2 protein-coding genes are annotated in these 2,053 nt (G+C 66.2%); both read left to right on the top strand.

The window, feature by feature from the left end; all coding sequences use genetic code 11:
* Positions 1–483: branched-chain amino acid ABC transporter permease (locus AC07ZS_RS29735; RefSeq protein ID WP_494802025.1), on the top strand; the 483-nt coding region annotated here is incomplete at its 5' end.
* A 92-nt stretch (positions 484–575) separates the two neighbouring features.
* Positions 576–1,913 carry an ABC transporter substrate-binding protein gene (locus AC07ZS_RS29730; protein WP_494802024.1) on the top strand — a complete coding sequence of 446 codons (1,338 nt, stop codon included), beginning with the start codon at positions 576–578 and terminating at the stop codon, positions 1,911–1,913.
* Positions 1,914–2,053 lie beyond the last annotated feature (140 nt).

Raw genomic sequence — 2,053 nt, 5'->3', positions numbered from 1 at the left:
CTGGTGCGCAGCGCCATCGGCCGCGAGTGGATGGCGATCCGCGACATGGACGTGGCCGCCGCCGTGATCGGCATCCGGCCCATGTACGCCAAGCTCAGCGCCTTCGCCGTCAGCAGCTTCATCATCGGCGTGGCCGGTGCGCTCTGGGCCTTCGTCTACCTCGGCGCGTGGGAGCCCTCGGCCTTCTCGGTGGACTACTCGTTCCGCCTGCTGTTCATGGTGATCATCGGCGGCCTGGGCTCCATCATGGGCAGCTTCTTCGGCGCCGCCTTCATCGTCGTGCTGCCCATCGCCCTGAGCCAGTTCCTGCCTTTCGTGGCCGGGCTGTTCGGCTTTGAAATTTCCACCACCGCGGTCTCGCACGCCGAGCTGATGATCTTCGGCGGCCTGATCGTGTGGTTCCTGATCGTCGAGCCCCATGGGCTGGCGCGGCTGTGGTCCATCGGCAAGCAGAAGCTGCGCCTGTGGCCCTTCCCTCACTGAGCGGCGGCGCTGCTCGCAAGTACCGATGTTTTTCGTGGTGATTGAGCGTTTACTGAGTGTGTGTTTCAACCCTTAACTACATGGAGACAGATATGAAACTTCGCAAGATCGTTGTGGCCGCCACGGTGGCGCTCGCAGGCGCCGCGTCGCTGGTGACGACCGCCGCATGGGCCCAGGCCAAGGAGCAGTACCTGCCCGTGCTGTCGTACCGCACCGGCGCCTACGCCCCCAACGGCACGCCCACCGCCAACGGCATCGTCGACTACTACAAGCTGGTCAACGCGCGCGGCGGCATCAACGGCGTCAAGCTGCTGGTGGAAGAGTGCGAAACCATGTACGACACGGCGCGCAGCGTGGAATGCTACGAGCGCCTCAAGGGCAAGAACGGCGGCGCCGCACTGATCCACCCCTGGGCCACCGGCGCCACCTTCGCGCTGACGGAAAAAGCCTCGGTCGACAAGATCCCGCTGATCACCACCGGCTACGGCCGCAGCGAGAGCGCCGACGGCACCATCTTCAAATGGAACTTCCCCATCCTGGGCACCTACTGGGTGGCGGCCGACGTGATCGTGCAGGCGATCGCGCAGAAGGAAGGCGGCCTCGACAAGCTCAAGGGCAAGAAGATCGCCCTCGTGTACCACGACTCGCCGTTCGGCAAGGAGCCCATCCCGCTGCTGCAGGAGCGCAGCAAGATGCACGGCTTCGAACTGCAGCTGCTGCCCGTTGCCGCGCCCGGCGTGGAACAGAAAGCCACCTGGCTGCAGATCCGCCAGTCGCGCCCCGACTACACCCTGCTCTGGGGCTGGGGCGTGATGAACTCCACCGCGCTGAAGGAGGCCCAGGCCACCGGCTACCCGCGCGAGAAGATGTACGGCGTGTGGTGGTCCAGTGCCGAGCCCGACGTGAAGGACGTGGGCATGGGCGCCAAGGGCTACAACGGCGTCACGCTGCAACACGGCACCGACAAGAACGCCCCCATCATCAAGGAGATCCTGGCCAAGCTGCACGACAAGAACCAGGGCACCGGCCCGCGCGACGAGGTCGGTGAAACCCTGTACCTGCGTGGCGTGGTCAGTGCGGCCATGGGCGTCGAAGGCATCCGCGCGGCGCAGGAGCGCTTCGGCAAGGGCAAGGTCATGACGGGTGAGCAGGTGCGCTGGGGCCTGGAAAACCTGAACCTGACGCAGGCCAAGCTGGACGCGCTGGGCTTCAAGGGCGTGCTGCGCGGCCCGATCAGCACCTCGTGCGCCGACCACGTCGGCGCGGGCGCGGCGCGCATCCACACCTGGGACGGCACCAAGTGGGGCTTCACCACCGACTGGATCGAAGCCGACCAGCAGATCATCAAGCCGATGGTCAAGGCCACGGCGTCGAAGTACGCGGCCGAGAAGAAGCTGTCGGCCCGCACCCCGGCCGACTGCCAGAGCTGACCCACCCCCGCCGCGCTGCGCGCGCGGCGGTCTTTCCCGCGGCTGGTTTTTCCAGCCGCCATTCGCAAGGCCGGCGAGCCGTGCCTTGCGAATGGTCCCCAAGGAATCGGAATCCTCATGAGCACACCCAACACCGTCCT

The sequence above is a fragment of the Hydrogenophaga sp. GW456-12-10-14-TSB4 genome (genome assembly GCF_059424305.1).
The sequence above is the reverse complement of the archived record's forward strand: the minus strand, read 5'-3'. Positions and strand labels throughout refer to the sequence as shown.

Coding starts and splice junctions, on each gene's coding strand:
- AC07ZS_RS29730 (WP_494802024.1), top strand. CDS start 576: ATGAAACTTCGCAAGATCGTTGTGGCCGCCACGGTGGCGCTCGCAGGC.